At 43.1% G+C, this 26364-nt stretch carries 22 protein-coding genes and 3 tRNA genes; 11 read left to right on the forward strand and 14 right to left on the reverse strand.

Going from position 1 to position 26364, the window contains the following annotated elements:
• Positions 1 to 1846: 1846 nt before the first annotated feature.
• Entirely contained in the window at positions 1847 to 2539 is a 693-nt protein-coding gene (locus tag EO95_RS03620; RefSeq protein WP_048132254.1) for an ArsR family transcriptional regulator, read from the reverse strand.
• 582 nt (positions 2540 to 3121) lie between these two features.
• On the opposite strand from EO95_RS03620, the gene EO95_RS03625 reads away from it, so the two are divergent.
• Positions 3122 to 4486 carry a nitrous oxide reductase family maturation protein NosD gene (locus EO95_RS03625; RefSeq protein ID WP_156163965.1) on the forward strand — a complete coding sequence of 455 codons (1365 nt, stop codon included), beginning with the start codon at positions 3122 to 3124 and terminating at the stop codon, positions 4484 to 4486.
• Positions 4487 to 4559: 73 nt separating this feature from the next.
• Here EO95_RS03625 and EO95_RS03630 read toward each other — a convergent pair whose 3' ends face one another.
• The 4 genes from EO95_RS03630 to EO95_RS03645 form a co-directional block, all read right to left on the reverse strand.
• Positions 4560 to 5213, reverse strand: coding sequence for a hypothetical protein (locus EO95_RS03630; RefSeq protein WP_048132258.1), 654 nt, complete (start codon positions 5211 to 5213; stop codon positions 4560 to 4562).
• A gap of 15 nt (positions 5214 to 5228) precedes the next feature.
• On the reverse strand, positions 5229 to 5990 hold the full coding sequence (locus tag EO95_RS03635; protein WP_052733477.1) for a hypothetical protein: 762 nt from the start codon (positions 5988 to 5990) through the stop codon (positions 5229 to 5231).
• Between the two features lie 262 nt (positions 5991 to 6252).
• The gene (locus tag EO95_RS03640; RefSeq protein ID WP_048132260.1) at positions 6253 to 6711 is read right to left on the reverse strand and encodes a Zn-ribbon domain-containing protein; all 459 of its coding nucleotides are present in this window, start codon (positions 6709 to 6711) and stop codon (positions 6253 to 6255) included.
• Positions 6712 to 7158: 447 nt separating this feature from the next.
• Entirely contained in the window at positions 7159 to 7884 is a 726-nt protein-coding gene (locus EO95_RS03645; RefSeq protein ID WP_048132263.1) for a phosphoribosyltransferase, read from the reverse strand.
• A gap of 341 nt (positions 7885 to 8225) precedes the next feature.
• Between EO95_RS03645 and EO95_RS03655 the strand changes: the two genes are divergently transcribed.
• Positions 8226 to 9008 carry a winged helix-turn-helix domain-containing protein gene (locus tag EO95_RS03655; protein WP_048132267.1) on the forward strand — a complete coding sequence of 261 codons (783 nt, stop codon included), beginning with the start codon at positions 8226 to 8228 and terminating at the stop codon, positions 9006 to 9008.
• Here the strand turns inward: EO95_RS03655 and EO95_RS03660 are convergent.
• Positions 8990 to 9937 carry a formyltransferase family protein gene (locus EO95_RS03660; RefSeq protein WP_235282847.1) on the reverse strand — a complete coding sequence of 316 codons (948 nt, stop codon included), beginning with the start codon at positions 9935 to 9937 and terminating at the stop codon, positions 8990 to 8992. The two genes, EO95_RS03655 and EO95_RS03660, sit on opposite strands and share 19 nt — an antisense overlap.
• Before the next feature lie 614 nt (positions 9938 to 10551).
• On the opposite strand from EO95_RS03660, the gene EO95_RS03665 reads away from it, so the two are divergent.
• Positions 10552 to 11397: a protease inhibitor I42 family protein gene (locus EO95_RS03665; RefSeq protein WP_048132268.1), complete on the forward strand. Its 846-nt coding sequence runs from the start codon at positions 10552 to 10554 to the stop codon at positions 11395 to 11397.
• 110 nt (positions 11398 to 11507) lie between these two features.
• On the opposite strand, the gene EO95_RS16955 is transcribed toward EO95_RS03665, so the two are convergent.
• Positions 11508 to 11699 carry a hypothetical protein gene (locus tag EO95_RS16955; RefSeq protein ID WP_082098431.1) on the reverse strand — a complete coding sequence of 64 codons (192 nt, stop codon included), beginning with the start codon at positions 11697 to 11699 and terminating at the stop codon, positions 11508 to 11510.
• A 324-nt stretch (positions 11700 to 12023) separates the two neighbouring features.
• Between EO95_RS16955 and EO95_RS03670 the strand changes: the two genes are divergently transcribed.
• Positions 12024 to 12098, forward strand: a tRNA-Met gene (locus tag EO95_RS03670).
• Positions 12099 to 12532: 434 nt separating this feature from the next.
• The gene (locus tag EO95_RS03675; protein WP_048132270.1) at positions 12533 to 13864 is read left to right on the forward strand and encodes a signal recognition particle protein Srp54; all 1332 of its coding nucleotides are present in this window, start codon (positions 12533 to 12535) and stop codon (positions 13862 to 13864) included.
• Positions 13865 to 14020: 156 nt separating this feature from the next.
• Here EO95_RS03675 and EO95_RS03680 read toward each other — a convergent pair whose 3' ends face one another.
• On the reverse strand, positions 14021 to 14590 hold the full coding sequence (locus EO95_RS03680) for a GMP synthase subunit A (protein WP_048132272.1): 570 nt from the start codon (positions 14588 to 14590) through the stop codon (positions 14021 to 14023).
• Between the two features lie 494 nt (positions 14591 to 15084).
• Between EO95_RS03680 and EO95_RS03685 the strand changes: the two genes are divergently transcribed.
• From EO95_RS03685 to EO95_RS03710, 6 genes are all read left to right on the forward strand, one after another.
• Positions 15085 to 15882 (forward strand): 2-amino-3,7-dideoxy-D-threo-hept-6-ulosonate synthase, encoded by a 798-nt coding sequence (locus EO95_RS03685; RefSeq protein ID WP_048132274.1) that lies wholly within the window; start codon positions 15085 to 15087, stop codon positions 15880 to 15882.
• A gap of 116 nt (positions 15883 to 15998) precedes the next feature.
• A complete protein-coding gene (locus EO95_RS03690) occupies positions 15999 to 17141 on the forward strand; it encodes a 3-dehydroquinate synthase II (RefSeq protein WP_048132276.1) in 1143 nt (380 codons plus the stop codon).
• 55 nt (positions 17142 to 17196) lie between these two features.
• On the forward strand, positions 17197 to 17937 hold the full coding sequence (aroD, locus tag EO95_RS03695) for a type I 3-dehydroquinate dehydratase (protein WP_048132278.1): 741 nt from the start codon (positions 17197 to 17199) through the stop codon (positions 17935 to 17937).
• The gene (locus tag EO95_RS03700; RefSeq protein WP_048132280.1) at positions 17934 to 18776 is read left to right on the forward strand and encodes a shikimate dehydrogenase; all 843 of its coding nucleotides are present in this window, start codon (positions 17934 to 17936) and stop codon (positions 18774 to 18776) included. The genes aroD and EO95_RS03700 overlap by 4 nt, the downstream gene beginning before the upstream one ends.
• Positions 18773 to 20203: a prephenate dehydrogenase gene (locus tag EO95_RS03705; RefSeq protein ID WP_048132282.1), complete on the forward strand. Its 1431-nt coding sequence runs from the start codon at positions 18773 to 18775 to the stop codon at positions 20201 to 20203. Before EO95_RS03700 ends, EO95_RS03705 begins: the two co-directional genes overlap by 4 nt.
• Before the next feature lie 177 nt (positions 20204 to 20380).
• A complete protein-coding gene (locus EO95_RS03710; protein WP_235282846.1) occupies positions 20381 to 21832 on the forward strand; it encodes a HEAT repeat domain-containing protein in 1452 nt (483 codons plus the stop codon).
• Between the two features lie 158 nt (positions 21833 to 21990).
• Here the strand turns inward: EO95_RS03710 and tpiA are convergent, their stop codons facing one another.
• From tpiA to EO95_RS03740, 6 genes are all read right to left on the reverse strand, one after another.
• Complete coding sequence (tpiA, locus tag EO95_RS03715; protein ID WP_048132286.1) at positions 21991 to 22659, reverse strand: triose-phosphate isomerase; 669 nt, start codon at positions 22657 to 22659, stop codon at positions 21991 to 21993.
• Between the two features lie 204 nt (positions 22660 to 22863).
• A complete protein-coding gene (locus EO95_RS03720) occupies positions 22864 to 24042 on the reverse strand; it encodes a bifunctional 5,6,7,8-tetrahydromethanopterin hydro-lyase/3-hexulose-6-phosphate synthase (protein WP_048132288.1) in 1179 nt (392 codons plus the stop codon).
• A gap of 218 nt (positions 24043 to 24260) precedes the next feature.
• A complete protein-coding gene (gene nth, locus EO95_RS03725; protein WP_048132291.1) occupies positions 24261 to 24875 on the reverse strand; it encodes an endonuclease III in 615 nt (204 codons plus the stop codon).
• A 124-nt stretch (positions 24876 to 24999) separates the two neighbouring features.
• Positions 25000 to 25071, reverse strand: a tRNA-Cys gene (locus EO95_RS03730).
• 72 nt (positions 25072 to 25143) lie between these two features.
• Positions 25144 to 25215, reverse strand: a tRNA-Cys gene (locus EO95_RS03735).
• Between the two features lie 160 nt (positions 25216 to 25375).
• Positions 25376 to 25936, reverse strand: a complete 561-nt coding sequence (locus tag EO95_RS03740) for a YIP1 family protein (RefSeq protein ID WP_048132293.1) — start codon at positions 25934 to 25936, stop codon at positions 25376 to 25378.
• Positions 25937 to 26364 lie beyond the last annotated feature (428 nt).

Below are 26364 nucleotides of genomic sequence, written 5' to 3' on the forward strand. Positions count from 1 at the left end.
AGATAGGAGTCCGTCTCGTGGGCTCGGAGATGTGTATAAGAGACAGGAGCAGGGTCCACCATATCCGGCCGGTTTGTAGCAGCAACTATGATCACGTCCTTGAGTTCCTCTACCCCGTCAAGTTCTGTAAGGATCTGGCTCACCACTCTTTCGGAGACGTGAGTATCGGAAACAGAGCTTCTTTCCGGAGCAATGGAGTCAATCTCATCAAAGAAAATTACAGTCGGGGCAGACTGCTTTGCTTTTCGGAATGTTTCCCGGATTGCACGCTCGGATTCACCCACATATTTACTGAGCAGTTCGGGGCCTTTTATACTTATAAAGTTGGCTTCACTCTCGCTTGCAACAGCTTTTGCGAGCAAAGTCTTGCCTGTCCCCGGAGGCCCGAAAAGCAGTACACCTCTCGGAGGCTTTATACTGACAGCCCTGAACATTTCGGGATACTTAAGGGGCCATTCCACAGACTCGATAAGTTCCTGTTTTGCTTTCTCAAGGCCGCCTATATCATCCCAGCCCACATGCAGAACTTCAACGTAGACTTCTCGCATAGCCGAAGGCTCGATGTTCTTCAGAGCTTCCCTAAAGTCCTCCTTCGTAACCACCAGGTTGTCAATGATTTCCTGTGGGATCTCCTCTTCGATATCGATTTCAGGAGTGATCCTTCTAAGGGCGTGCATCGCGGCCTCCTTGCAGAGCGAGGACAGGTCCGCTCCCACAAAACCATGGGTCACATCTGCAATTTCGCCAAGGTTCACTTCATCTTCAAGAGGCATCCCTCTGGTGTGGATCAGGAGAATCTGCTTTCTGCCGTTCCGGTCAGGAACTCCAATTTCAATTTCCCGGTCAAACCTTCCGCCGCGGCGGAGAGCTTCATCAATGGAATTTGGGCGGTTTGTGGCAGCTATGACCACGACTTCCCCCCTGGACTTGAGCCCGTCCATCAGGGAGAGCAACTGAGCAACTACTCTTCGTTCCATTTCTCCGGTGACTTCACTGCGTTTGGGAGCAATGGAGTCAATTTCGTCTATGAAGATAATGGAAGGTGCATCCTTCTCAGCCTCTTCAAAGATCTCACGGAGCTTTTGTTCACTTTCCCCATAATATTTGGAAACGATTTCAGGACCGCTTATGGTGATGAAATTGGCATCAGTTTCACTCGCGACTGCCTTTGCAATCAACGTCTTACCCGTTCCGGGAGGGCCGTGAAGAAGGACTCCTTTAGGAGGCTCAATTCCCAGCTTCTGGAAGAGTTCAGGGTGCCTCATTGGCAGCTCAATCATTTCCCTGACAAGCTGAATTTCCCGCCTGAGCCCCCCGATGTCCTCGTATGAGATGCCTTCCGGAGCCTTGATTTCCTCAAATGATTTTTCCTTGATAACAATTTCAGTGTCTTTGGTGACAACAACCGGCCCTGTGGGTCTTGTAGATGCTACGATGAAAGTAAGGGGGTTATTTACAGTTTCAACCCTGATCTGCTGACCTTTGTTCAGAGGTCTGCCCTCGATTATTCTCAGGATGTAATGGGCGCCGCCCACAAGCCTGACAGGCTGGGATGGAGCAAGTGTGACCCTTTGCGCATGCTTTGCCTGGACCTTCTGGATCGTAACCCTGTCATCAATTCCAACCTTTGCATTGCTGCGCAGGTTTCCGTCTATTCTGATCCTGTTCTCTTGCCCGCGCTCGACGTTAGGCCAGACAATTGCATAAGTCCTGGATTTACCTGAGATTTCAATTATATCTCCGCTCACAAGATCCATTTGCTGCATCAGAAGGATATCGATTCTTGCAATTCCCCTACCCACATCTTTATGATACGCCTCAGCTACTCTCAGATTCATTTCTTCAGTCATTTATTCTCAACCCCGGTCTCACATACTCTCCAGTACTGCTGGTTATTTTTAATCGTGTATTCAACAAAACCCCTTTCTGCAAGGTCCGTAAGGTTAGACATTATAATGCTAGGGTGAAGACGCAGGTTATAGCAGAGGACAGCCGATGTAGCCTCATTTTTCAGAAGCTCGAACAGGAGCTCACATTCTACAGGGTTTCTGGCAACCTCTTCAATTGAGTCCAGGCATCTGTCCATCAGTTCCGTATATTCAACCTGTAGATGTTTCTGCATTTGCACAAGCTCTTCCTGCCTTGCTTTAAGTTCCCGGAGCTTGTCGCTCAGTTTAAGGAAGAAGCAGGATGATTCATCTCTAGCAACAGTTTCATTCTTCTCGACAGCAGATCTTTCCCCTTTATTCTCCCTGTCAAAATGAATGTCCTGAAGAGACATTGTATATGCATAAGGTGATACGGAAACCTCAAGCCTCATGTTATTTGCAATATTGAAGTACTTGCGCCTCTGCTCATCCACACTGAACTCGATCAGCCCTGCCTGTTCTAACAGGCTCAGATGACTGATAATCGCCTTTGGTCCTACCCCCAGCCTGCCTGAAATTTCACTGACATAGCAGGGGCGGTTTGCAAGAAGCTGAATTATCTTCCTGCGGTTTTCATTCCCCAGGATGTCAAGTAATTTTGCCGGGTCCATGTTTTTCCCTCTTGTGATTCCTGAAATGTTATGATGTATTCCAGCAACGAATGCCAAAGCAACAGGTTCTGGCTTTTAACTTATTCTGCGTCTTTCAGATAAATGATTATGATGTTTATGAGGTATAATCATTACAGCCATCACACCTTTAACAACGATTTTCGGCTACGTTCCTGCAGTGCTTTTTTTCCTTGCCTGTTTTTCAGTTGCATTCCTGTGTACGTTGATCCCCGGGCTCGGAGATTGAGTAAATTCCCCAAAGTAGAATTTTACTGAAAACCCCCTGTAAGGGAGCTCTTATCTTAATACTGAATTTGAACTAACCGTGAAGTAGTAATGATTAGTTAGTAACCTTTAGTTAGCATGCATAGTATATAGATGTTATTGAGACCCGCGCTTTGTATGAAAATAGCTAAAAAGAAGATAGAAAAAAACTGCGAAGAGCAAAAAACCACAATAAACAAATAACATAAGAAACTTATTTTAACTGAAAAAGCGAGCTTGGTGGGAAGGATTCTGTTGTATCTAAACCGGAATGTGAAAATCAAAATTTGCATCTTCATCGGACTCATTTTTCTGTTATTGACAGGCCCAACATCAGCAGATACCATTGAAGTGGACAACGGTGGGGAAGGGGATTACAAATCAATACAGAAAGCAATAAATAATTCAAATCCAGGAGACACAGTTATCGTTTATCCCGGCACTTACAAGGAGAATATTGTCGTCGACAGGGAATTAAGAATCATATCAAAATCCGGAAATCCGGAAGATACCATCGTCCTGGCTGCCACTCAAAAAGAGCATGTTTTCAAAGTTGCTTCGGATAATGTGACAATTAGAGGATTTAAAATAAAAGACGCCTCGGGAATTCCGGGGAACTATAAATATGGGATTTATCTTGACGGAACAAAGAACTGCATAATTGATAACAACTACATCTCAAACAACAGGGAAGGTATTCTTTTAATTGATTCCAGCAACAACACCCTTATTAACAACAAGCTTCCGAAGAACAACGACGCTGGCATTATACTCAGCTCTTCGGACCATAACACGGTCAGGAGCAATCATGCGTCAGGCAATATCGCAGGAATTTTAATAATTTATTCTTCCGCCAATAACAAGATAGACGGAAATACAGTCTCCGAAAACACAATAGGTATTGAAATCCAGGGAAATAACAACACCATAAGGAACAATACCATACTGGATAATGAGAAATACGGAATAGGCATTGAATCTTCTGCTGACAATGCAATAAGCAATAACACAGTAAACTTGAACAAAAGAAACGGCATCTTTATTGGATTTTCGAAGAACAACACCCTGAAAAACAACACTATAAACTTTAATGGCATGGATGGCATCTTTTTACTTTACTCTAATAATAACACAGTGAACGGCAATAATGCTTCGAATAACGTAAACCACGGGATCGGCCTGATGGACTGTGACTATAATATTCTCAATAACAACTTCGTGAACCGGAATAATGCAAACGGCATTCATCTCTGGAACGAGGGAACTGAAATTGATGATGATGCTATTTTTGAATGGGGAGGGTCAGGTGACAATATCCTGAGCAACAACACCGCTTCAAATAACACGGCTTACGGCATCTACATCGGCATTTCAAGTGACAACAATATGCTGAAGAATAATTCGATATACTCAAACGGAAAATACGGAATTTTTCTTGCGGAAGCGAGCCGCAATAATGAGCTTGAAGATAATAGTATAGATTCAAACCAGCTGGGAAAGGTTCTGGTCAGTTCCGATGATACTCTTATTGGCTCCAGTGAACTCAGCACACCTGAAGGCAGTTCACAGGAAATGGGGAAAGAGCCGGGGACGCGGTTAAGAGAGATGCCGTTCATCGGTTGGTTTATGACAATAGCCGCTGTTGGGATGGCATCAATCATCATGAAAAGAAAACAGGGATAAGAGACCTGATCTGGAAAAACAGGATAAATGACTATAAGGCATGAGATACCGGGCAACATTTATTACCCGGTCGTTAAAATGCCTTAATCATCAAAACTTCATCCCCGTAATTTGAGGTTTCAGCCGTGACTTTCCAGGTCGGGTAATATGTAGTTTGACCGTCATATCTGTAGGGATAAGTGTCAAAACCGTTGAAATAAACAAATTTGACATCAGTGATCCTGATCCTTCCCAGTGAAAACATCGGCAGATTACCCTTCTGAGTGACGAAGTTTCTGTTTCTTACCTGCTGGATTATGTATTTACCGGAGTCATTGAACCCCATTGTTTGAAAACTTGCTATTTGTATGGATTCCAGATCAGTAGCACTATCGGTTAAGTTAAACCTGCTTTCCGCAATCTCATTATTCGTGACGAGGAAATAGATTTCCCCGGTAGATCTGTTATTATAAGACTCGCTGGAGCTAATAAAACTGACATTCAGGGTGCTTGAGGAAGATTTCCCCTGATACACCGGAAGCTGATTTACAGGTATTGAAGGAATTTCAGTGTCAAGGGTTACTCTTTGATTTGTAAGAGTGTTCCATATCTGTACAGTCCTTCTGTAAGGCGTATCCTCTTTCATGGGAGGATAATAATTAAAAGTCTCATAGAATAGAGGAAGAGCACAGTATAATACTGCCATGCCAATGATGATTGCAATTACACTTTTTGCTTTTTCCTGCATATGTATTAAACCTCCTCAGGCAGATTCAATCCCTGTTGCCATAGGAGATTCCGGGTGTTCTATGAGGTCGATATGCAGTATGTTAGATGAGCCGGGCGCTATTTCTTCGAATATGCAGTCTTCATCGACCGTACATTTTTCAATCTCAGAAAAACTTCCTGCTGAACCAGAGATAAAAATGAGCCTGATGGGATTCAACGAGTGTATGAGCCTCTCTTGATCTTGTTTCCAGTCAATTATAAATACAGTATGAACAGTTTTCCCATTATATTGCTCAGAGGTAACTGCAATATTATACATCAGGTCTTCAAACTCTATGGAACCGCTAAATAGCTCACCGCATACATAGAAAGTTGCCTTACTTTGAGGGATTCCTTTAACATACCCCGAATAGCGATATGACTTCCCTCCGTTAAGTCTGGAAATCTCCTCGATTTTTACTTCAAAATCTCTCTCCAATAACCTGAGATTAACATTCCCATTTGTAGCGGCATTCTCGAATTCCTGAACATCTATTGTAACAGTTTCAAACCCATCCCAGTGTCCCTGGAACTCAAGCGAACTATCCTGAATCTCGATCTTCTGAACGATATTGTCTCCAGGGATTCCTGAAAATTCCTTGAAGGAGCTTTCATTAAAAACAATTTCATCAAGCTGCGTTCCAGAATATTCAGAAGTTTTAGCTTTGCTATTGTCATCAGCTAAAACCAGAAATACTGAAAAAGCAGCCAGAGTCAGGAAGGCTGTAAGTACTATTATTGTACTACTTAATTTCATTCGAATCCCCCAACTTGGAGATAATAAATAACAAACACTCCAACCAAGAATAGATCTGCGCTCTTCCTAGAAGAACTTTGTTCTTTTAGTTCATACTTTTGTACATTGGCACTATAACGCCAATAAAAGAAATAAAAAAACTTCAGGATAAGAGAAATAAGTATAAAAAGTTAGACTGAAAGAATAGAGCATTAAAGAACGTGAAAAAGTTTTGAAGATGAGATTAAAATGGAAAGGTTGACAAAAAAGAAAATGATCAGAATTATCTATGCTTTTTTGCTTTTGATTTATCTTTTTGTCTTTCCTTCTGCTGGTTAAAAACAGAGGGCAGGTGGAGGGCATATGAACCTTCTTCCCTGATTGCCATAACAAGTTCTTTTCGCTCTAAAAGGGAATCCAGATTAAGTTCATAAGAGCCAGGCCCGAGAATCCTTACAGATTCCACCCTCTCTTCCTCAGTTTTGTTTTCATTTTCTGATTGCTGCCCCCTGTCTATTTCTCCAGATGCAAGGGCCTCATCAATATTCCTGACAGCCTCGTCCAGAGAGGCTTCCAGATCCAATTTTTGTTCTTCCAGAGCGGGCCTTCCCTGGTTTTCCAAACCTTCTGGTTCTATTTTCACATAGAGGAACTTATTCCAGCCGCAGCTCGGGCAGCCGCTGAGGATTACAGAATCCCCGTCTTCAAAAATGGTTCCGCATCTGGTACATCTATGGGGCATGAGTTCACCGGTAATCAATAATATGAACTTAATTGCTGCAAGTCTTATAACCGTACAGTAAATAGCTTACTTGGTACATGTCTTAGGTACATGTCTTAAATTTATATTAAATGAGTGACTTAAATGGGTGCCTTAACGAAATATGAGATTTACTCTTTATACGAGATTGGCACTTATATCAGTATACCTTAAATGGTCTCTTGAATAAATACCTTTAATAAATATGTATATTTGTATTTACGACTTTTTTAGTAGTAGTTTTAAACGAAAGATTTGCTTTTGAAAAGGGGGACGTTTTACCCTTACCGGCTGCAAACCTCCTTTTTTCAGTAGAAGGCATAATTCTTAGTTTTCCTGGTATCTAATGTAAGCCATTAATATGCAAATTGATGATACCCAAACTAACTATGCACAAACTAACTATGTACAAACAAATAGTAGACCTTTTTATAGAAGTTTCCAGTACTCCTTCCCATCAATAACCTCAGAACTGGTTCTATGGATTCGAACCATTTCTTCCAGAACTTCCGGAAGCCTGCCAGGTTGAGTGATTTCAAAAACTACGGGGTCAAGGGCATGGTTTACGTAGAGGCTGTGTTTAAGATCTTCAAGACTCCAGAGTTTTTGAGGATTTTTTCTCATGCTTTTTGCCAGAATACTTATCATGTCTTCCATAAAATTCCAGGGATAGACAATCCAGGCCCAGTCTTCAAGCCGCTCTCCTACATAATCAGGCTCGATTTTCGAGCTCCCCAGGTATTGTAAGGAAGCGGTTCGGACCTCTTTTGGGTTCCTGCATTCTACGTAAGCCTTAGCACTGATCATACTTTCCCCGGTATCTACAATGTCATCTACGATAAGCACTTTTTTGCCTTCCATTACATTGTTTGAGAGAGGGTACCGTATATAGGGTTCACCAGTGTCAATAGCTGCAGTCCCAATGTAGTGCTCGATTTTCAGACTGGACAGGTCATCAAGCCCCAGGAAATCACACAGCACACGTCCTGCAAACCAGCCTCCTCTGGCAAGCGCGATAATAACGTCCGGCTCATACCCCGAACTTTTGATTTCTCTTGAAATGTTTCGGCACAGGTTGTAAATGTAATCCCAGTTAGTAAGCACACATCTAAACGATTCTATGTAAAACCCTCCCGGATCCGGAACCCGGTACATTGAAAGGAAATTTACGGTTTAAGGAGCACTTGTTTCCAGGCTCTACCTTCGAGATTATATAATTCAGACCATAGACTTTAAGTTTTCTTATCTTGTTAAAAAAATAGTTCCGAAAAAGACTAAAAAAGAAATGCTTTAAAAACAAATTTAAAAGCCTTGTCTGTTTAATATGACGCAGTTAAACTATTATTTTAAAGAAGTCTTTAAATTAAAGACCCTTAAATTAAAGACCTTTAATACTATTTCCGGAAAGAACAGCCTCCTTTTAGAAAACTCCATGAGTTCAGGAGGAGTAAGAAATAAATTCTCCAGTAGAAAAGGGAATCTGGAAAGTGAGACCAATGGATAAAATGCTGATAGAACTGCTCTTTATGTCCCAGAAAAGAAAGGACCTTTTACTCCTTCTAAGAGACGGAGGGAAAACACTAGAAGAGATCGTAGATATTCTTAATGTTACCCCGACAGGGATGCTTCCCCAGATCAAAAAATTAAAGGAGGAGTTTCTAGTTTTGCAGGAGGATAGGGAATACAGGCTTACCCCTCTGGCAGAAGTTCTGGTCGAAAAAATGAAACCCCTGATTGACATTCTTGAGGTTATTGAGGAACATAAGGATTTCTGGCAGGAGCGTGATCTGACTGGTTTGTCTCCAGCCTTTCTTAAGAGGCTTAACGAATTAAAACCTTATTCTCTTGTAAAACCCGATCCCGACAAAATTTTCGAGACTCCTGCAGTGTTTCTGGAAAATATGGAAAAATCAACAAACATACTATCTCTATCTTCGATATTCCATCCGGTATTTCTGGAGACGTTTCTGCGGACTGAGAATAACGATGCTGAAATTACCCTTATAGTAACAAAAAGAATTTATGAAAGGCTAAAAAACGACTTTGAAAAAGAACTAAAACTTTATCTGAACCAGGAAAAGAAGCGACTTTTTGTCTGCGCTGACGAAGTAAAAATAGCCATGCTGACAAAAACCGAACATTTCATGATGGCTGATTTCCTTACATGGAAAGGAGCCTATGATCAGGAGAGTGTCATAAGCTTTGAACCTGCTCCTTTGAAATGGGCTGAAGATCTGATTCTCCATTATAAAGATCAGGCTCAGGAGATAAAGGGATAAATTTTGGTAAAAAGGTTATCAAGAGAAGGCTTTATCTCAACATATATTTTTCCGTCTCTACAGACGAAAAAAGATCCTGATTTTTCTTTATAGAGATCACCGACATTATATCCGGAAGTATTGCAATTTTCGTAATCAAGAACCCTGATACTGAACCCCAGCCTGTACAGGCTGTTTTTCTTCAACAGAGTAGAATGATACTTCGGAGTGCCGTTTAAAAAATGAAAGACCCTCTCGACACTCCAATCCTCCCACTTTATTAGCTTATTATATTCTTCGGGTTTGATTTTTCTGGCTCTTCGTGTTGGAGTGTCAACTGGCTGCTGTTTAATCCCAACACTCCCGTTTTCAAGAGCCTCCATCGCCTCTGAGAGCAGTTTAATTCCGGTAGAGACTAACTTTTGACCGGTTTCTTCGAGTTTCTCCCCAGAACTTATAAAGACACGTTCCTGGCAGATGATATCCCCTGTATCTTCTCCCTTATCCACATAGTGGAGGGTTATACCGGGATCAAGTATATAATCATAATATTCCCAGAACAGCGGATTTGGTCCCCTGTACTCCGGAAGGTACGAATGATGAAGGTTAATAGTACCATATAAAGGAATATTGAAGATATTCTCCTTCAACAGGTAAGACATAGAATATATAACGATAAGATCAGGTTCCACACACCGGATCCATTTTTCCAGATTCTTACTGTCCCCTTTTCTGAGATAATAATAAGGGATCTGCAGTTTTCTGGAGAACAGTTCTAAGCTTAAAGGATTTGAGGTAAACGAATAGTGAATACCTGTAAGAAACCTTCCTGTTGCTCTGAGAAATTTATTTGGTTCGTTTGTTGGGGCACAATGAACAATTCCCACCACTTCGTGTTTCGAGTCTATAACTGATTGTAAAACTTGCGTGATGCCCTGTGTGATAACCACAACCCTCAATCAAATCCCACCAAAAATTTCATTTGACACCGGAAAAAAGTAAAGCTTGCTAAAGGCACTTTTTTAACTCCTCCTTTAATTCCCACCTTAAGCCAACTCGCACCGTAAGCTGATTATTTAAGCTGATTACTTAAGCTGATTACTTAAGCTGATTACTTAAGCTGATTACTTAAGCTGACTACTTAAGCTGACTACTTAAGCAGATTTTAGCTATCTATGTTTTGTGGACTCAAATTAAAAGCCTGCCTGAGCCAGTTCCGTATATTATTTTAGATTATTACAAAAACAATTCATCTTAAAGAGAGGAATGTAGTTCATACAATAAAAAATATGAGAAAACTTAATGCTGTAAACCCGGGTGTTTCAATTTCCCTATTTATTAAGATGAAAAAATGAGTGGAGTTCTATAACATCATCTGTTGCTATCGCTTATTAGGATCTTTACAGGACTATGTATACTCGAAAAAGTGGCAGGGCTATTGCTATTCAAAAGAAAAAATAAACTTACTGTTAAAGCTACGAACAGAACTGAAGTTTAAGCAAAGGATAAATCCAAACAGTCTTATCCTTCCATATATAAATTTGAAGAAACAAGAGGGAGATAAATGAAAAGAAGGATAAATAGCAGTTCTGTAAAAACTATTAGACTGATTGCAGTCCTGTTCATGATATTTACAGTTGCTCTTTCCGGCTGTGTTGAGGACGAGCAGACTAATACGACGGATAACCAGACAGAAGGTCCAGCAAACGAGGGTCAGAATACAAGTAATGAAGAATACATATATGGTATGGCAAACGTAGAAAGTATTGAAATTCTGACTCTGGAATCTTTCCCCGTGCAGATAAAAGTGATATCAGAAGGCTACCTGCCTGACGGATGCACTGAGATTGACGAAATAAATACTGAAAGGGAAGGAAATAATTTCAATATCACTATCACTACAAAGCGTCCAAAAGATGCAATGTGTACCCAGGCTATAGAGAACTTTACAACAACGATTCCTCTTGATGTACAGGGCCTCAGCGCCGGAAACTATACTGTAAACGTTAACGGAGTAACCGGGTCATTCGAACTTGCGGTTGATAACACGTTAGATGAATTGCCAGGTCCTGCGCCATCTGGACAGCAGGAAATAACCGAGTCTGGCAACGGAACGACCATAAGTCTCAAAAAAGGAGAGACTTTTTACCTGAAACTTAAGGAAAACCAGACTACAGGCTATTCCTGGGAACTCAACCTGAGCCAGGGACTCAGTCTGGTTTCGGACAAATACTATCCCCCGGAATCTAAAGAAGGCGAAGAGCCTCTTGTTGGGGCCGGAGGGGTTCGTCAGTGGGAAATCAAAGCCGATTCAGAGGGAAACCAGCAGATAACAGCGGTATATAAAAGATCCTGGGAAAATGAAACTGGCACGGAAGACAAATTTACACTTAATGTCAAAGTGGTCTGAACTGCAGTCTCGCTTTTCATGCCTCCCCCACCTTTTTTCATTCATGTAAGAGAGCCGGGGCATGAAAAAAAAATATTTTATGTAAGATGCAGCCTCTTTTTCCAGCGACCTCACGGGAGTCCCAGAGCTTGTTTTAAGTCTTTGAGACAACTGTCGCAGACATGCGACGTGCCTATCTGGGTACACCCAAGTATATTTACATCTTCCTTGTGTTCTATTTCTTCCGGGTTTCCGGAATAGCTTTCGCAATAGACCCCGCATTTTACCTCACAATAGGCTCCGCAAAACAAACATCTGGTCATAATATAATATGGGACTCAGGCTTTCAAATATCTTTCCCGAAAAGCCCCTAAAAGCCCCGAAGAGCTACCAGAGATGAAATTTGAACTAAAACCTGGTAAAGTTGGGTTGAAACCGTAAAGCTTCTAAAACAGAAAAGTGAACTACCCCTCCCTAAAATCTTTGCCTAACGGCTCAGATTTTTGAGGAAGGAGTCTTCCCGCCTGCGGAGATAAATTTTCCAGACTATACGGAAAGACCGGGGGGTCAAGCGAAAAGTATATAAGTAATCGTTAGTATGTTCAGGTAGTTGTCTCAGGCAAGATGCCTGACCTATAAAGCCCCGTAGCGGGGTGGGGTAGCCAGGAGATCCCGACGGGCTCATAACCCGTAGACCGATGGTTCGAATCCATCCCCCGCTATCAAACAATTTTTTTAGGAATTGGTTTCATTTTTTTGTACTTAATAATTTTGCATTAGCTCAGGTTTTGTACCGTACCTCTATTTTTTATATCCGGGCACTCATTAATATCCAGATTAATCAATCCTATCTTGATTAATCAATCCTATCTTGATTAATCAATCCTATCTTGATTAATCAATCCTATCTTGATTAATCAATCCTATCTTATGCGTTCTATCGTACCTTTTTAAAGCGTCGAAAACTCAAAGGCTTATTAAGTAAAGATCACTTTCTTATACAGGATTAACAGGATTAAAATAAATTCAAAAAAGATCACCTTCTTATATAAGGTAAAAATAAACGCAAGAAAAAGTAACCTTCTTGCACAGGTTAATAAACGGAACTTAAACTATCTTTTTATCCATTCTCAAAATTAAGCAGGACGATTCTCATATGGTAATGGAAAAACTCGGAGACTCCTTACAGGGGGCACTCAAGAAGCTGATCGGCGCAGGGAGAATTGATGAGCGCATGGTCAACGAAGTAGTAAAGGATATTCAGCGGGCTCTGCTCCAGGCCGACGTTAACGTAAAACTTGTCATGGGGATGTCCCAGAGAATCAAAGAACGTGCAATGAAAGAAGAACCTCCTGCGGGTGTGAATCCGAGGGAGCATGTAATCCGCATTGTGTATCAGGAACTGATGGAAATCATCGGGAAGGGAGCGGAGATACAGCTCAAACCCCAGACCATCATGATGGTGGGGCTGCAGGGGAGCGGAAAAACTACAAGCGCTGCAAAACTTGCCCGCTATTTCCAGAGAAAAGGGCTCAAAGCAGGTGTTGTTGCCGCAGATACCTTCCGGCCCGGGGCTTACCACCAGCTCAAGACCCTCTGTGAAAAGCTCAATGTTGGTTTTTACGGAGAAGAAGGAAATCCCGATGCTGTTGAGATTACCATACATGGGCTTAAAGCGCTTGAAAAATATGATATAAAAATAGTGGACACTGCAGGGCGGCACGCCCTTGAAGCCGACCTGATAGAAGAAATGGAACAGATCCATGCTGTTGCAAAACCCGACCACAAGTTCATGGTCCTGGACGCAGGCATAGGGCAGCAGGCAAGCCAGCAGGCTCATGCTTTCAATAACTCTGTGGGGATCACAGGAGTTATTATCACAAAACTGGACGGAACGGCAAAAGGTGGTGGAGCCCTTTCAGCAGTTTCCGAAACAAAAGCTCCGATTGCTTTTATCGGGGTTGGGGAAACCCCGGAAGACTTTGAAAAGTTCGAAGCTGACAGGTTCATTTCAAGGCTTCTCGGAATGGGAGACCTTAAGAGCCTGATGGAAAAGGCAGAGGAAAGCCTGAGTGAAGAAGACGTAAATGTTGAAGCCCTGATGCAGGGACGCTTCACCCTGAAGGATATGTACAAGCAGCTCGAAGCAATGAATAAGATGGGGCCTCTGAAACAAATCATGTCAATGCTCCCGATGGGCATGGGAGGAATGGGAGGCATGAAGTTATCAGACGAGATGTTCCAGGCTACCAGTGACAAGATGAAAAACTACAAGGTCATCATGGACTCAATGACAGAAGAGGAAATGACAGACCCCAAACTCATAGGTGGTTCAAGGATCAAGAGAATCTCAAGGGGTTCAGGCTGCAGCCCCGAAGATATAAGAGAGCTTCTGAAGTACCACAAAACCATGCAAACGGCTTTGAAAGGCTTTAGAGGCGGGAAATTCAATATTCAGAAAATGATGAAGAAAAAACTCGGGATGTAATAATCCCGGGACTCTTTTCTGTCGTTTTATACTTTTATTATCTTTACATCTCATTTTTTTCTGTGATTCTAAAAACTTGCAGGATTCTTTTAGAGAAACCTGATTCTTTTAACACATTATTTAAAAAATGAGAAAACCTTCCGTACTGACCACATTTCAGTACTGATCACAAACCTCAAAGAAGTTCATCAGTAACTCTTCTCCCTGCCTGGTGTGGGAAACCTCAGGATGCCATTGAACGCCATAAATCGGTTTTGTTGGGTGACGCATGGCTTCAATCTCACAGACATCTGAGCGGGCAAGATGGATAAAGCCTTCAGGAAGAATAGCAACCTCATCAGCATGGGAAGCCCATACAGTTGTTTTTGGGCCAAGTCCCCTGAGGATGTCGTCTTCTTCGAGGACCTCTATTTCAATCTCGGCATACCCGCCTTTTTTCCCTGCGTGGACATGCCCCCCGTAAGCCAGGGCAATTGCCTGGTGCCCAAGGCAGATTCCAAGAATAGGGATATCGATTTCCCGGGCATAGTCAAAACAAAGGCCTGCCCTTTCCATATCCGGCCCTCCGCTCAGGATCAGCCCATCAGGCTCTTCTGCCAGAATATCCTCGATTGGGGTTACATTGGGAATAATTTTTGTATCCATGTCAAGATCCCGGACAGCCCTGTGAATAAGGTGACAAAATTGTCCGTAATTATTTACAACAAGGATTTTTAATTCATTCATAGTGTCTTCCGTTCCTTTTTACAAATATGAAATGATTCTTAGCTCTGAGCTTATTCTCTTCGCCCATGTTATCCTATTTTAGCCCATGTTATCCTATTTTAATTCTTGTATCCTTTTGGCTTTGCTTCAGCTATTTCATACTTTTCAAATCCACAGTTTTCAGACTCATACAGCTACCTCAAAAAGAGAAGATATACCAGAGCAACTATCGCAGGAATTGAAATAAGGAATAAACATCTAACCATAATAAACTGTCAAATAAGAGAAAACTTTAAGAACTGAACATTCTAGTACATAGATGTACAAAGTAGTTCAATTGACATTATCTAAATCCATAGTGACTGGAAAACTGGATCAGAGTCAGGGCTTGAATAGGTTTAAATAGAAGATGTGTGTTAGTATGTGACATACTAGCACGCTAGAAAGAATCAATTAATAAAAATCAATAAAATTTACAAATGAAGTAAACCAATTCAGAATTTAGGGGAACCACGATGTCAGAAATTGGCAAAAAAATACGCATAGAAAGGCTGATGAATCGGGAGAGCAGAAACATGGTCATTATTCCCATGGATCATGGGCTCTCCGACGGACCTATTGAAGGGCTTATCAACGTTACAGATACAGTTAATAAGGTTGCCGAAGGAGGAGCAAACGCAGTTCTCATGCAGAAAGGCATGGTCAAGTACGGGCATAGAGGATACGGTCATGACATCGGGCTTGTTGTGCATATCAGTGCCTCTTCCGTTCTGAGCCCTGACCCCAACGCCAAGGTGCAGGTATGTACTGTTGAAGAAGTGATAAAGATGGGAGCTGATGCAGTTTCCATGCATATCAACATAGGGTCTGATACAGAAACCGACCAGCTCGAAAAGCTCGGAACAATCTCCAGGGACTGCACGGAATGGGGCATGCCTCTTCTTGCTATGATGTACCCCAGAGGTAAAAAGATCACAAACCCCCACGACCCTGTAAATGTGGCACATGCTGCAAGGATTGGAGCTGAACTGGGAGCTGACGTTGTAAAAACCGTATACACCGGAGATCCTGACAGTTTCAGAGACGTGGTAAGGGGCTGCCCTGTACCTGTAGTAATTGCAGGCGGACCGAAGACCTCAACCGACCTGGAACTTCTTGAAATGATTGACGGGGCAATGGAAGCGGGTGCAAGAGGAGCTGCAATAGGAAGAAATGTATTCCAGCACCGGGACCCTGTCAGGCTGACCAGGGCTATCTGCGAAATCGTACACCATAGAAGGCCTGTGGAAGAAGCCCTGGAGCAGTTAAAGTAAAAAGGATATTAGGAAGCAAAAATCAAGCCCGAAGTAAAAAAATAAAAACAAAAAAAGAAAAATACCGGATTAAAGGCCGGAGTAAAAAACAGATTTATGAACGGGGTTGAAAGCCTTTGAAAAAGAAAAGCGTCTGGATAAAAGCCGATGAAGGCGGATGGGAAGAACAGAAAGAGAGGATCACGACAGGCCTGGAATCCGGAGCCGACTGTATACTGGTAAACTCGGAAGTGGTGGAAAAAGTCCGGGAACTGGGAAACATTACAGTAGCAGCCTTTGCCCGCGACAATAAGTCAGGAGCTGACATCGTAGTCGTGGGAAAGAGAGGAGAAGGTGACGGGACAAAACCCCTGCCCCTGGAAATTCCGGGTTCTTTAGACGTAAACGCAGCAACCCTGCTCATGGACAAAGGCTTAACCGTAGGCGGATACGTAATCATAAAGGATAAACATTATGAACGCTTCGCAGCCGAAATGGGAAAAATCTGCAATTATCTGCTTGTTACAGGCACTGACTGGAAAGTCATCCCTCTTGAGAACCTGATAGCTGATCTCCAGCGAGAGAAAGTAAAGATCATTTTCGGAGTAAAAAGTGCAGAGGAAGCAAGACTCGCCTTCCAGACTCTTGAAACAGGAGCTGATGGAGTCCTTCTGGATAATGGAAATCCTCAGGAAATAAAAGATACGATCAAGGCTGCAAGAGAACTGGAAAGCGAAAGTGCCAAACTTGAGGCTGCGGTTGTAACCAGGGTAGAACCCCTTGGGATGGGAGACCGGGTCTGTGTGGATACATGCAACCTCATGCAGCGCGGAGAAGGTATGCTCATAGGTTCGCAGGCAAGCGGGATGTTCCTGGTAAACTCGGAGTCCGATGAAAGCCCTTACGTGGCAGCCCGTCCCTTCAGGGTAAATGCAGGTGCGGTTCACTCTTACATCAAAATCGGGGATAAAACCCGCTATCTTTCGGAACTCCAGACCGGAGATGCCGTAACTATTGTAGACTCAAAAGGAAAACAGCGGGAAGGTATAGTTGGCAGAGTCAAGATAGAAAGCCGCCCTCTCATGCTAATAGAAGCAAAAGCCAGAGACAGAACTTTAACTGCAATCCTGCAAAATGCCGAAACCATCAAACTGGTAGGAAAAGATGGAAACCCTATCTCAGTTGCAAAACTCAAGAAAGGAGATGAGGTCCTGGTCCGCCTCGAGGAAGGAGCCAGACATTTCGGCAAAAAAATAGAAGAAACGATTATAGAGAAGTGAACCAGGGAAAAACGAATAATAACCAGATTCCCTAACTCCCAACCCGGAGCGAGCAATGACGCAAATAGGCCCATTTGACCTTGAAAAAAAAACTGCAGTTGTTGCAGTAATCCTTGAAAAGCCTCTTGAAACTTCAAAAAAGGCAGCCGAAAAAGGAGCTGATATCCTTGAAATCCGGCTGGATTTGCTGGGAATCAGGGATCTGGAGAGAGCCGCAGAAATAATAAGGGAAATAAAATCCGAAGCCGGGCTTCCTGTAATCGCTACCAACCGCTCCAGGGCAGAAGGAGGAAAATGGGAGGGGACCGAGGAAGACCGAACAGGGCTTCTTATAGGGCTTCTTACATATTCCCTTTACCTTAAAGACGGGCCGGATGCTGTTGATATCGAACTCTCTGCCAGCAGGGAAGAGAGAGATAAAGTTATAAAAGCGGCTAAAGATCACGGAAAAACCGTAATCGTTTCTTCCCACGACTTTTCAAAAACTCCTTCTCCTCAGGAAATGAAAGCAATTCTTACAGAAATGTTTCTTGCAGGGGCAGATATTGCCAAACTTGCAGTGATGCCTCAGTCAATGGAAGACGTTCTTAATCTGCTGAGAATTACACTGGACCTCAGGAAAGAAGGAAAATCAGTATGCACCATCTCAATGGGCAAACCCGGAAAACATACAAGAGTAGTTGCCCCTCTTTATGGTTCGGTCCTGACATACGGTTCAGTAGAAAGCGGTGCAGCCGCAGCCCCTGGTCAGCTTCCGGTAGACGAAGTAAAGAAGATAATGGAAATGCTAAAATGAAGCGAGTTTTTGGTGTATTTGGAGACCCTATAGGTCATTCCCTTTCCCCTGCCATGCATAATGCAGCGTTTTCAGCCCTTGGCATGGACTGCGTCTATCACGCTTTCAGGGTCAGGCCGGAAAAACTGGAAAAAGCAATCCTTGGAGCTGAAGCTATGGGATTTGGAGGGCTTAACCTGACTGTCCCATTAAAAGAAGAAGCCCTGAAACTGGAATTCATCAAGCCTGACCCCCTTGCAGAGAGAATTGGAGCAGTGAATACTGTTGTCTTCGGAAAAACAGGAGAAATCCGGGGGTACAACACTGACGGACTGGGAGCAAGGCAGGCCCTTCGAGAGGCTGCAGTGGAAATGGGGGGGTCTAAAGTGGTGGTTGCAGGGGCAGGAGGAGCAGCAAGGGCGGTTGCTTTTCAGCTTGCAGCCGACGGAGCTGAAATCACCATAATAAACCGGACAGAAGAAAGGGCAGTAGAACTTGCAAAAGAGATTTCAGCTGCAGCCCTTCCGGGAAAAATAAGCGGGACCGGGCTTTCAGGATTAAAAGAACTGTTGCAGGACGCAGATATCCTGATCAATACCACAACTCTCGGGATGCACCCGAACACAGATGCAACTATTGCAACAGCAAAAGAACTTCACAGCGACCTTACTGTTTTTGACATAGTCTATAACCCACTTGAAACCAGGCTTTTAAAGGAAGCAAAGGCTGCAGGAGCAAAAACCGTAAGCGGAGTTTTAATGCTTGTCTATCAGGGAGCAGAAGCTTTCAAACTCTGGACAGGTGTTGAACCTCCAGTAGAAATCATGAAAAAAACCGTACTGGAGGCTCTGCAGACTTGAACACAGACCCTGAGAAACATAGTTCCGGAAAAACAAAGGTTCTGATCCTTGGCGGAACCGGAGAGATGGGGCAGTGGTTCACTCATTTTTTTAAAGAAAGGGACTATGAGGTTACAGTCTGGGGAAAGGGGGGCAAGGTGGAAGTCGCCCGGAAACTGAATGTACCTTTTGCTTCGGACCTTGAGGCAGCTATCCCTGAAAATGATATAGTAATAGTATCCGTTCCAATCAACGCAACGGAAGAAACTATTGCAGAAGTCGCCCCGAAGATGAAAGCAGGAAGCCTCCTTATGGATTTCACCTCCACCAAAGTAAAACCTGTTGAAGCCATGCGGAGATTTGCACCTGCGAATGTTGAGATTCTTGGAACACACCCCATGTTCGGGCCCACGATCCCCACCATCAGGGGACAAACAGTAATCCTTGTCCCGGTAAACGGGCGCTCGGAAAAATGGTTTCCGGTAATCAGGCAACTTTTTGAGGAAAGCGGCGCACATGTTGAAATCACGACAGCCGACGAGCACGACCGTCTGGTCTCAGTAGTACAGGGGCTCACTCATTTTGCTTATATAGCAATAGGGACGACCATTGACAGGCTTGACTTTGATATCAAGAAATCCAGGAAATTCGTAAGTCCGGTTTACAGTATAATGCTTGACTTTGTGGGCAGGATTCTGGGCCAGAACCCTTACCTCTACGCTCTTATCCAGATGGAAAACCCGGGTGTTCCGGAGGTGCATGAGGCATTTATAAAGGAATGTGAGGAACTTTCCAGCCTTGTGCGGGCTCATGATGAGGAAGGCTTTGTAAGGAAAATGAAAGCTGCTGCCCGAAAATATGATGATACAGCCCATGCCCTGCGCAGGTCGGATAAGCTGATTAATTCCAGAATAACCGAGTATGAGACTATCATGAACTCGGTAGGAAAAGTCTGCGGCTTTTCTCACTTTTATTCCGGAAAGGTCCATGTAGGTACACTGGAAAAAGTGGGACCGAATGAGATAATAATTACAAAACTTGCCTCAAAAGGCACCGCGCCCCATATAAAGAACAAATTCATAAGACTCAAGCTTGAAAACCTTCGCCTTCTTTCAGAATCTGAATTGAGGGAGTGGAGAAAAGAAAACCTGAAGCATGCGATAAGGGATATTTCAGTCCTGATCCCTGAAGACGCCGATCCTGAAGTCATCCTGGGCGCAGTAACCACAAACAACCATCTTGTAGCCTGTCAGATCAGTGATACCTACAATGGGACTAAGGGGACAGAAGCTGAAAATGAGAGAAGAGGGACAGCCCGACTCGGAGTGACTTATAGGATAACTATTTTTGGAGATTGTAATGCAGATTCTGTCGAAACTGAGGTGACAACCCTTCTCTGTGGGCTTGGATGCCGGGTAAGGGAAAAAAACCTGAGGCTGAAGGAATGAAAAAGAACTTTTACCTTAGAATTGTATTATTGATCATTGATCGCAGAGAAATTAATATAAACAATAAATAAATAGATACGGAATATAATGTCTCAGGTCAAATGGAAAATTTCTCTTTTATTTGCACTTATCACTCTTTCGATATTTGTTTCGCTTCTTTTAAGCGGTGATAAGTTCATGGAAAGCAGTGGGAATGCAACAAACCCCACAGCCCTAGCTGGAGTTTCACGCGAAAATATGATCATAAATTCCATAAATAAGCTGGAAACTGGTGACCATGAAACAAGATTAAACGCAGTAACCGAACTTGGAAAATTCGGAAAACCTGCAGCAAGTGCTCTTATTGAAAAGATTGAACCCGGAAATTCGAGTTCAGGAGAAATAAAAAGTTATCTGCTTCTTGCACTTCTTGAAACCGGAGATGAAAGAGCGGAAACTGTTCTTTCAGGAAACCTTGGGGAAAAAGAGGCTTCAAGTATGACTGCAGCCGAAAATGCAGTCGACGGGCAGAGACCGGAAGAAGTTTCAGAAGATATTGTACGGGCTATAGAAGCAAAAGATAAAGCCATGCGAGAGAGCCTTGCAAGATCCTTAACCAGTGAATATGGAAACGACACGGATATTCTCGAAGAAGCCCTTAAGGCAGAAGAACAGAATTCCACTCTTTATACTTCCTTTGCACTTTCAAATTTCGAATCTGGAGAAAACGGAAACGAAACCGAAATACTTCTTAAGGCTCTTAAAAGCGAAAAAGGATACGTAAGAGTTGCAGCTGCAATGGCTCTTGGACAAAAGGAGGAAAAAGCCGCAACAGATCCCTTACTGAAGATGCTTACTCAGGATTATCCTCTGGCGAGACACAGTGCAGCTATGGCACTTGGAGAACTCGGAGATGAAAGAGCTGTAGATAACCTGATGATGGAATTGAAAAATAATGAGAAAGATTACATCAGGAGCAGCACTGCAGTCGCCCTTGGGAAAATAGGATCAGAAGAAGCTGTACCCTATCTTATCGAGAGACTGAGAGACACAAAGGCTTCGGTAAGAAGTAATGCCGCCCTCACACTAGGTAAAATGGGAACCGAATCAGCGGTAGGACCCCTGATAGACGTCCTGGAAAGCGGAAAAGAAGTTGAAGGAAGAAGAAAAGATACCGTGAACACAAATGCAGATGTCCGAAAAAGCGTTGTCCTTGCCCTTGGAGGAATAGGAGGCGCTGAAGCTACGGAAGCATTAACCGGCGTACTAAACGATAATAAGGAAACTCTTGAGGTAAGGATAGCTGCAGCCTCAGCTCTTGGGAACATAGGAAGCCCTGAAGCTGTAAGTACCCTTAGAACGGTATTTGACAACCCGGGCATGGATATGGGCATCAGAAACGGAGCCCTCCTTGGTCTTGGCAAAACCGAAAACCAGGAAACTGCAGGGTTTTTTGTAGAAAAACTGGGAGATAAAGACTTTGGAGTTAGTGCCAGAGAAGCCCTTGTAGATATGGGAGAAACGGCAGTTAATCCTCTTATAGAAAACCTGAAAACTGAAGATAAGAAAGTTAAGGGTGAGACCGCCCTGATTCTTATTGAAATTGGGGACCCGCGGGCAGTTGAACCTCTTATTCTGGCTTATCAGTGATTCAAAAATCTTGAAAAGAAATTGCAAAGAAAAAAGCGGCTGAAAAAGCCGCATTCTTTTTTATTCAGATGTACTCATTTTACGGATAATCAGTGTTTGATTTAAATTTTCTTCTGTTTGGGAATAAATATTAGAAGAAAAAAATATAAGAAGAAAAATTAAATCAGGCTGATAAGATCTTCCAGCGCCGCCCGGGGATCTGCCGCTTTAACAATTCCCGAAGCCAGGAGTACACCCTGCGAGCCAAGGTCAAGGGCTGCCCTGAGGTCTTCGCCTTTTGAAATTCCGGCGCCGCAAAGCACTTTTACTCCGGGATTGATTTTTGCAACTGCTTCAACCGAGCCGCTAACAACTTCAGGGTCGGCTTTTGAGACCGGAATTCCGCTGCCTATAAGCTCCGGCGGTTCGATTGCTACATAATCGGGTCCAAGGGCTGCGGCTGCTGCAGTTGTGGGAACGTTGTTAGTACAGATAACTGCCCTGAGTCCGAATTCTTTTGCCGCCTTCAAGGAGGCCTCAATTTCTGCAAGGGTCAGACGCCTTTCAGAGTGATTAATAAGAGTCCCGACAGCTCCCGCTTCTTTTATGCATTTTCCAAAAACATGCCCCGTAAAACTTCCTGCTCCTACCCCATCCAGATGCTGGGAAAAAACCGGAAGTTCAACCTCAGAGGCTACCCTGTAAATGTCCGGAAACTGGGGAGCTACTGCAATCTCGATACCTGATTCTTCGGATACGGCTCTACAGGCCATTGCAATCTCGACTGCTCCGTAGCCTGTGCCCTGCAAATAAGTTTTGTAGTTCAGTAAAATGAATGGTGAACCCAGGAAAATCCCCTCCTGAAAAATGAAAAGAAAATGAAACTAAATGAAATGAAAAAGAAAAAAGTGTGAAAACCCACACTTTCTTCAATAGTTTCTACCGGAGATTTTGCCGCAACTTGTTTTATTAACAGCTTTTTTAACAGCTTATATAACAAACCGTTTTAGCAGTTTTTCCGGCAACTTTTTATGGAAGTTTTTAAAGCCTGCTCAGAAATCAGTCATGATTCTGAACTGGTCGATTTCAGGTTTGTTAAGGCTGTTAATGAACTGCTCAGCCATATCTCTGATATCTTTTGCGTTGGTGATAGCACGTCCGACCACAAGGATATCAGCACCCTGACCAAGGGCTACAGGCACCTTGTCGAGACGGACTCCGCCTGCAACTGCAACCAGGGTCTTTGGAGCAATCTTCTTGATATCAGCAATGTTGCCCCAGGCGTGTTCGGTACCTTCGATGTCGATTCCACGGTGGAGTTCAATGACATCAGGCATGACCTTGAGCTGCTTTAAGACCGAAATCGGGTCGTGCTGGTTGAGAGTATCCATGACCGCATAGATGCCTGTCTTGTGGGCTTCTTCAATGAGCTTGTCAATGGTGCTGATCGGGGCAAGGGCAGAGACCACAATGGCATCGCCTGCAGCGTCTGCAACCATTCTTGCTTCAAGGTTTCCGGTATCCAGGGTCTTTAAGTCAGCAACAATGAAGGCGTCGGGCTTGACATCCCTGATCTTGGAAATTACATCCATGCCGTAGCGCTTGATAAGGGGGGTGCCTGCTTCGATAATGACGTGGTCGCTGTTCGGGATCTGAGAAATAGCCGAAAGCACGAACTCAAGGTTCGGGTTGTCAAAAGCAATCTGCAGGTAAGGTGGGTCCCAGAGCCTGATGACTTTAAAGCCCATGATAGCGTGGGTGGACTTGTTGCTCTCTTCAAGCACAGTGTCGATGTCCGGGAAGCCTTCAAGTGCTCTCTTGAGCGCAAGTTTTGTGGCGCCGTAGTTGTACCTGTAGATCTTGTTATAGTCCTGGGCATCAGGGTGAATAAAGACGCTAGCTACAATGACAAGGTCTTCAGCCTGGGCCTTTGAGATTACGCCTTCTTCTACTGAGTCTGCTACTGCCTTTGCAACTGCTGACTGGGCAGGTCCGAAAATTCTTGATGCCTGCTCCATGTTCTTTACAGTGACCTTCGGGATAATAAGGGTTGAAGGTTTAGCCGGCAGGTTTGGCCTTATAACGGACAGGAGAGGAGTGTGTCCGGCTGAAAGCTGAGTCAGACCATTTGCAAAAGCCTGTCCTACAGGACCCTCCTTGTCTCCTATCATCAAATCAACATGGGCAAGTTCTGCACCCTGCCCCATTAATGCTTCTCCTATCTGAAACATGTTTAACCTCGAAAATGCTATGAAAGAAATATTAGAATATTTGATAGTTAGTTGTTTGAGAACGAATTTATCATTGAACCGAGGGATAGCATAACCCTTTTGCCTGCTAAACGCCAGCCTGATATAAATAATCTTGTATCATCCCAAACAGTTTTTTGACAGCCTACAGGTTCTCTGCACTTTGATTCCATAATTACGGAGTTTCCAAAAACTCCCTATCAAAGGAGAATTTTAGGACACATGTCGTTCAGGACGCAAACTCCGCACCTGGGAGAAAGAGGCCGGCAAATATTTTGCCCTAATTTTACAAGCAAGAGATTTATATGTTTCCAGTACCTCTGAGGAAATATCTTTTTTAATTCTATTTCAGTCTCTTCAGGGGCTTTTGTTTCAACCAGACCGAGCCTGTTAGAAATCCTGTGAACGTGTGTATCGACTGCAAGGGCATCTTTAAGGAATGCATGCGCAAGTACACAGTTAGCTGTCTTTCGGCCGACTCCGGGTAGTTTAAGGAGAGTTTCCATCTCATCCGGAACCCTGCCATTGTATTCTTCCAGTAAAATTCCGGAGATTTCCTTTATCCTTCCGGCTTTGACCCTGTAGAAGCCCACATCTCTTATAAGCGCTTCAATCTCTTCAACATCAGTCTCAACCATTTCCTCAGGAGTAGAGAATCTCTCAAAAAGCCTCTTTGCTGCAGGATAGGTTACATCGTCCCGGGTCCTGTGAGACATGACAGTGGAGATTAACACAAAAAAGGGGTCTCTCGAGCCATCAGCATAGCCCTCCGGATAAAGTTCGAAAAGCCTCCGCATGAGTTCATCAATGTCCATGCCCAGAGTTAGTATTCTCTTAATATAAAAATTATAAAAATCCGGATTCTAAATTACAGGCTAAAAAAGGTAAAAAATGGGAAATTAAAAAGCTTTGAGAAGAGATTTTAAAAGTAGTTTAAAAAGCCAAGGTCCGGATTCGAACCGGAATGGTATCGCTCTGCAGGCGATTGCGTAGCCGCTCCGCCACCTTGGCACAAAGTGGATTTTCTTAAAGCACTTTATTGAATATATAGTTTTAGGTTAAATCGATTATTAGAAGAGAAAAAGCCAAGATCCGGATTCGAACCGGAATGGTATCGCTCTGCAGGCGATTGCGTAGCCGCTCCGCCATCTTGGCATTATTGAACACGGATTAGTCGTGTAGATGCAATTAAAGTAATTTCTAATATATAAATATTTAGCTGGATGCAACAGTTCTGAAAGAATTTTACAACTTTTTGGTAAAAAATGTGTTATGTTATCCCCCGAAAGAGATAACCGAGTTAGATTAAACCGAGTTAGATTAAAATGTTGGAAAAAACACTGGATAAAACAAACATTGCCGCAACTATAGCCAGTAAGATGACTACGAAAGTAGGCAGGAGTACAGCTATCGCCGATTTCACCATGCTTACATCATGTACAATCATGCCGCCCACAATATAGAGATATATCTCATAAAGCCCGAAGAACCAGCCGATTAAAGGAATCCAGGAAAGCGCCATCACGGCAGATGCATAAGATATGAACCTGACAGTGCCTTCGTAACTTCCAGTTCCTCCAAGCACTTTATAAATAATATAAAATATTGCAGCTCCGATAAAGATAGAGATGATACCTACAATAGGTGCCATAATCACAGTCATAAGTACAGTGGAAAAGCCAAATTCAGTGATACCACCGTACCCATACATACCTCTCATCATTCCGCGGCCAAAAAGTCCAGTTAAAAGCCCGTATATGATATAACTGATTGCTGCAAAAGTAAGCGGTTCATTATATCCTCCGGTCGTTGGCATTTTCCTGTAAAAATCAGACGGCCTTTGTATAACTTCTTTCCATGTTTCGATGTAATCCATAGTTTCCCCCATTAAAAATATGCACGAGCCTTATTTAAAGAGATTTGTGAGGAAAAGAGTGAAAGTCTGAAGTTCCGTTAAGATAACTCTGTCTTACAGCAAGAGTCCGGCTTCAGTTATTACAGGTGAGCGCACCCTTCGGGACTTGGATAGGGGCATCGGGATAGAAATCCAGCAATTCAAATGGATTCGAACTCGCTTTTAGAGAAGCATAGCTAAAAGAGAGCCGGAACATAAAAATCAAGTAATAAAAATAACGGATGAAAATAACGGGATGAAAAAAGGTCAGAATAATAAAACTTAGAAAACGGTTTCAAAAGAATAAACATATCAAAAGATAGTGGAAAGCCGTGTAAAAGAACCAGGAAACAGACAAAATAGTCCAGAAGAGAGACAAAGTAACAAGATCAAGAAGAATAGCAGCTTCA

Origin of the sequence: Methanosarcina sp. 1.H.T.1A.1, assembly GCF_000979295.1 — an archaeon.
Lineage (GTDB): Archaea > Halobacteriota > Methanosarcinia > Methanosarcinales > Methanosarcinaceae > Methanosarcina.